The sequence below is a fragment of the Micromonospora acroterricola genome (genome assembly GCF_003172955.1).
GTDB classification, from domain to species: domain Bacteria; phylum Actinomycetota; class Actinomycetes; order Mycobacteriales; family Micromonosporaceae; genus Micromonospora; species Micromonospora acroterricola.
Genome location: NZ_QGKR01000076.1, coordinates 1 through 5549 on the forward strand (window position 1 = coordinate 1; position 5549 = coordinate 5549).

The 5549-nt window shown below is 74.4% G+C and carries 5 protein-coding genes; 3 read left to right on the forward strand and 2 right to left on the reverse strand.

The genetic code is table 11. The annotated features are described in order from the left end of the window. Nucleotides 1-212: 212 nt before the first annotated feature. Together DKT68_RS32605 and DKT68_RS01235 are read left to right on the forward strand one after the other, a co-directional pair. Complete coding sequence (locus tag DKT68_RS32605; protein ID WP_407940682.1) at nt 213-2381, forward strand: WG repeat-containing protein; 2169 nt, start codon at nt 213-215, stop codon at nt 2379-2381. A 44-nt stretch (nt 2382-2425) separates the two neighbouring features. Continuing rightward, a complete protein-coding gene (locus DKT68_RS01235) occupies nt 2426-3424 on the forward strand; it encodes an aldo/keto reductase family protein (RefSeq protein ID WP_109815593.1) in 999 nt (332 codons plus the stop codon). A gap of 94 nt (nt 3425-3518) precedes the next feature. On the opposite strand, the gene DKT68_RS01240 is transcribed toward DKT68_RS01235, so the two are convergent. Next, nucleotides 3519-4316, reverse strand: a complete 798-nt coding sequence (locus DKT68_RS01240; RefSeq protein ID WP_109815594.1) for a site-2 protease family protein — start codon at nt 4314-4316, stop codon at nt 3519-3521. Continuing rightward, the gene (locus DKT68_RS01245) at nt 4316-4516 is read right to left on the reverse strand and encodes a hypothetical protein (RefSeq protein WP_109815595.1); all 201 of its coding nucleotides are present in this window, start codon (nt 4514-4516) and stop codon (nt 4316-4318) included. The genes DKT68_RS01240 and DKT68_RS01245 overlap by 1 nt, the downstream gene beginning before the upstream one ends. Before the next feature lie 143 nt (nt 4517-4659). Here DKT68_RS01245 and DKT68_RS01250 point away from each other — a divergent pair. Beyond that, nucleotides 4660-5549, forward strand: an 890-nt coding sequence (locus DKT68_RS01250) for a serine/threonine-protein kinase (RefSeq protein ID WP_146218258.1), incomplete at its 3' end; no start/stop codon positions are given.

Below are 5549 nucleotides of genomic sequence, written 5' to 3' on the forward strand. Positions count from 1 at the left end.
CCCACCCGGTCTCCGGACCGCCCGCGCGCCCGGTCTCCGCACCGCCGGCCTACACCGTGTCGGTGCCGCCCGTGCACCCGGTCTCCGGACCGCCGGTTGACCCGGTCTCCGGATCGCCGGCGCATCCCGTGTCGGGACCCCCCGCACGCCGCCCGGTCTCCGGACCGCCGGGTCGGCCGGTCTCTGGCGCCCCCCGCACCTGGGCCGACGATCTGTTCGACGAGACGCAGCCAGCGGCCGACCCGACACCGACCGAGGCGCCCCGGCCGATCTCGGGCGTACCGAGTGCCGGAACGCAGCACCACGTCGACCCCGCGTTCACCGCGCCCGACTCCCAGGTCTCCGCACCCCCGGACGAGCCCGTCGACGCATCTGCCAACTCGTCGGCCGATCGCCTCGACGATCTCGCGCCGCTGGACCGGCCGACGTCGGCACCGCCGGCGCCGGTCGACGCCCACCAGCCCAGCCCCGCACCGCTGGACCGGCCCGTCTCCGCCCCTCCCAGCGCGAACAACGACCCGAGCGAGCGCGACCCGCTGGACTCGGTGCCGGCCGCGCCGTACGACCCGCTCTCGGAGGCGTGGGCCGATCAGAGCGACGCCGGGCCGCCAGCCGGTACGCCGACCGACGACCGCTCCACCGCCGGTGCGTCGTCGGCCCGGTCCTCCACGTCCGACAGCGACAGGGAGCAGCCCTTCTCGGCAGCGTCCGTCCCCGCCCCGCCCGCAGCGCCCGTGTCCGGGCCGCCGCTCTCCGCCGCACCGGTCTCGGCGCCACCCGCGTGGGCGGCAGCTGTGCCCGCACCGCCTGACGCGACGCCGCCCTCCTCCACGGCACCTGTCTCCGCGCCGCCTGCCGCCGCAGCACCCTCGTCCGCCGCACCCGTCTCCGCGCCGCCAGTCTCCGCGGGACCCATGTCCGCCGCACCCGTCTCCGCGCCACCGGTCCCCGCGCCGCCCGCCGCCGCATCCGTGTCCGGGCCGCCGGCCGGCGCCGTTCCGGGGCCTCGCGCCGGGTCGCCCGGGGAGAGCGTGCCGGTGTCCGCGCCACCCGACACCGTGCCGCCCGCGAAGCAGCGGTCGCTGGCCGAGCAGGGCGACCCGGAGCAGGTTCTCGCGGCGTACCGGTGGCGGCTGGACCCGGTCACCCTGCGCGAGGAGCTGCCGGAGCCGGACGACATGCGGGCCATCCGGCGGCGGCTGACCGAGAAGTTGGGGTCGGCCGTCGACAACCGCGCCCGGGCCCGGCTGCTCAGCCTGCGGGCGGTGGCCTCCCGGATCCTCGGCGACCTGGACGACGCGCTGGCGGACGGGCGGCTCGCCCTCACCTACGCCGATGCCACCGGCGAGTTGCGCCGCACCGCGCTGGCCCAGGCCCGCCTGGCCCACGTGCTGCGGTGGCGCGGCGACTTCGCCGAGGCCGACCAGCTCTTCGCCAAGGCCACCTCGATCGAGTTGCCCGACCGGCTGCGGGCCGCGATCCACGAGCACGCCGGGCGGTCCTGCTACGACCAGGGCCGCCTGATGGAAGCCTGCCACCACTTCGAGCAGGCCCTCGACCTGCGCGGCGCCGGCGACGCCGAGCTGCTGGACCGGATCCGGGTGGCCCTCGACGCGGTCGCCGCCCGGGCCGCGGCGGACGGCTTCGGGCCGTACCCCCGGAGTCGGGACGAGGTGCTCGACCGCGACCGGCCCCCGGCGCCCGGCCAGGCCGGGGCGCTGTGGGGCTACACCGACCCGGACGGCGACCTGGTCATCCCCGCGAGGTACGCGGAGGTGCAGCCGTTCCACGACGGGCTGGCCTGGGTCCGACGGCCGGACAGCGACCGGTGGTCGTTGATCAACCTGCTCGGTACGACGGTGATCCCGCCGTCGTACCGTGCGGCGCGCCCGTTCAGCGACGGCTTGGCCTGGGTGGTCGGCGAGGGAGGCTGGACGGCGATCGACGCGACCGGCGCGGTGCAGGTCCCGCCCAACTTCGCCGAGGTGCGACCGTTCCGCAACGGGGTGGCCGCGGTCCGGCGCGAGGGGTGGGGGGCGGTCGACCGGACCGGCCGTATCGTGGTGCCCACCCGCTACCACGGCTTCGCCACGGAGCTGGCCGACGGTCGCAAGGTGGACGGCTTCACCGAGGAGGGCCTCGCCGTGGTCGACGTGGGCGGCCGGCGCGGCGTGGTGGACCGCGGGGGCGCCCTGCTGGTGCCTCCGGCGCACCCGATGCTCGTCATCCACCCGGTGGCGTTCCTGGTCGGCAGCGGCGCCGGGCGCTGGGGTGCGCTGGACCGGCGCGGCGAACCGCTGATCGACCCGGTGCACGTCGACCGCGCCGCCGTGCTGGCGGAGATCGACCGACTACTCACCGACGCCAACCCGGTGCTCTGACCCGTCGTTCGCCGCGGATGATCCACCGGAGCTAGGGTCGGGACATGGAATTCCGACACCTGGGCCGTTCCGGCCTGATGGTCAGCGAGATCTCGTACGGCAACTGGATCACCCACGGTTCTCAGGTCGAGGAGGACGCCGCGTTCGCCTGCGTCCGCGCGGCCCTCGACGCGGGGATCACCACCTTCGACACCGCCGACGTGTACGCCGGCACCCGGGCCGAGGACGTGCTCGGCCGGGCGCTGCAGAACGAGCGCCGCGAGGGCCTGGAGATCTTCACCAAGGTCTACTGGCCGACCGGTCCCGGCCGCAACGACCGCGGCCTGTCCCGCAAGCACATCATGGAGTCGATCAACGGCTCGCTGCGCCGGCTGCGCACCGACTACGTGGACCTCTACCAGGCCCACCGGTACGACCACAGCACCCCGCTGGAAGAGACGATGGAGGCGTTCGCGGACGTCGTGCACTCCGGCAAGGCGCACTACATCGGCGTCTCCGAGTGGTCGGCGGCGCAGCTGCGGGCCGCCCACCCGCTCGCCCGTGAGCTGCACATTCCGCTGGTCTCCAACCAGCCGCAGTACTCGATGCTCTGGCGGGTCATCGAGGCCGAGGTCGTGCCGGCCAGCGAGGAGCTGGGCATCGGCCAGATCGTCTGGTCGCCGATGGCGCAGGGCGTGCTCTCCGGCAAGTACCTGCCGGGGCAGCCGCCGCCGGCGGGTTCCCGCGCCACGGACGAGAAGTCCGGCGCGGGCTTCATCTCCCGGTTCATGACCGACGAGGTGCTGACCCGGGTCCAGCAGCTCAAGCCCCTCGCTGAGCAGGCCGGGCTGAGCATGGCCCAGCTCGCGGTGGCGTGGGTGTTGCAGAACCCGAACGTCTCCTCGGCGATCATCGGCGCGTCCCGCCCGGAGCAGGTGCACGACAACGTCAAGGCGGCCGGGGTGAAGCTCGACTCCGAGCTGCTCAAGGCGATCGACGAGATCGTCGAGCCGGTGACGGAGCGGAACCCGGACAAGACCCAGTCCCCCGCCCAGCGCCCGTAACGCTCAACCCCCGGCCACCGGCCTCGCCGATCCGGGGCTTGTCGCTGCCGATGGAACTGAACAGGCAGCGATGAGCCCTGGATCGGCGGAGGGGTCAGCTCTGCCAGAAACGGATCTGGTCCAGGCCTGTCGCATAGAGCCAGGAGGGCAGGCCCAGGACGTCTCCGATGGCGAAGACCGCGTCGAAGAACCAGCCGCCGATGCGCGGGTTCCACAGGAGCGCGAAGAGCAGCAGGAAGCCGTACGGGGCGAACAGGTCGTACATCCGGCGCCACTGCGGGTTGAGCCACGGCTGGATCATGTTGCCGCCGTCCAGGCCGGGAACCGGCAGCAGGTTGAGGACGCTCGCGGTGAGCTGGAGGAACGCCAACAGCGCCACCCCGGCCCAGAACTCCACCGGGCCGCCCGCCTGGCCGCCGATCCGCACCGCCGCCACCAGCAGCAGCGTGAACAGCACGTTGGTCGCGGGGCCGGCGAGGCTGACCAGGGTGTGCCGCAGCCTGCCCGGGATGGCGTGCCGGTCCACCCACACCGCGCCGCCGGGCAGGCCGATGCCGCCGAGCAGCACCACCACCACGGGCAGCACGATCGACAGCAGCGGGTGGGTGTACTTGAACGGGTTGAGCGTCAGGTAGCCGCGGTGGGCGATGTCCCGGTCGCCGGCCCGGTACGCGACCACCGCGTGCGCGTACTCGTGCAGGCAGAGCGAGACCAGCCAGCCGGAGACCACGAAGAGGAACACGTCGAACCGGACGTTGCCGTACCCGTTCCAGGTGAGCGCCCCACTGACCGCGAAGAGGGCGACCAGGCCGAGGAAGACCGGGCTGGGCCGGAACGCGGCCTTGGGCACCCCGAGCACCAGCCGCTCCCCGCCCGGCCGGTCGTAGCCCATCACTCGGCCGTGGGCAGCAGGCTCATCCGGTACTCCACCCGGTCGTCCTCCACGAGCGCGACCGAGGTGACGCCGGATGCCGCGAGCTCCCGCCAGGTCTGACCGATCCAGGATTCGGCGTCGGCCTGGCTGCTGAACGACTCCGCCGGTCCCTCGACCGTCCGGCCGTCCGTGCCCTCGTACCGCCAGCTCCACGCCATGCCGCGTCTCCCCTCGCCGCTGAAGTCCCCGTGGGACGAACCCTCGCCAGCGTAGTCGGCCCGACCCGGAACGGCCGCTCGCTCGCCCCGGCCGCGACCCACGGGCTGATCAACACATCGGCGTCGGCCGGTACGGTGGCCCGGTGCTGACACGCGGAGTGCTGCTCGACGACCGGTACCGGCTGGGCGAGCGGGTGGCGACGGGCGGGATGGGCGCGGTCTGGCGCGGCACCGACGTGCTGCTGGAACGCGAGGTGGCGGTGAAGGTGCTGCTGCCGTCGCTGGTCGCCGACCCGGAGTTCACCGCCCGGTTCCGGGCCGAGGCGCGGATGCTGGCGGCGCTGCGGCACCCCGGCGTGGTCGCGGTGCACGACGTCGGGCAGGCGCGGCTCGCGGACGGCAGCCGGGTCGACTACCTGGTGATGGAGTACGTCGAGGGCGAGCCCCTGTCCGCGCGGGTGCGGACGGCGGGGCGGCTGGACCCGGCCTCGACCATGTCGGTGCTGGCCCAGGCGGCGGACGCGCTGCACACCGCCCACCTCGCCGGCATCGTGCACCGGGACGTGAAGCCCGGCAACCTGCTGGTCAAGGCGGACGGCAGGGTGGTGCTGGTCGACTTCGGGATCGCCCGGTCCAGCAGCATGGCCGGGCTCACCGCCGCGAACATGGTGCTCGGCACCGCCTCGTACATGTCTCCCGAGCAGGCCACCGGTCAGCCGGTCTCACCGGCCACCGACGTCTACGCGCTGGGCGCGGTGGCGTACTTCTGCCTCGCCGGGCAACCGCCGTTCGACGGCGACAACCCGCTCGCGGTGGCGCTGCGGCACGCCCAGGACGAGCCGGCGGCGCTGCCGTCGGACACCCCACCCGCGGTGGCGGCGGTCGTCGCCCGCGCGCTGGCCAAGCGGCCGGCGGACCGGTTCGCCAGCGCCGCCGAGCTGGCCGGCGCCGTTGCCGACGCCCGGGACGCGACCCTGGCCAGCATTCCGCCCGCCGCCCGCCCACCGTGGGCCCTGGCCGCCCCGGCACGCAC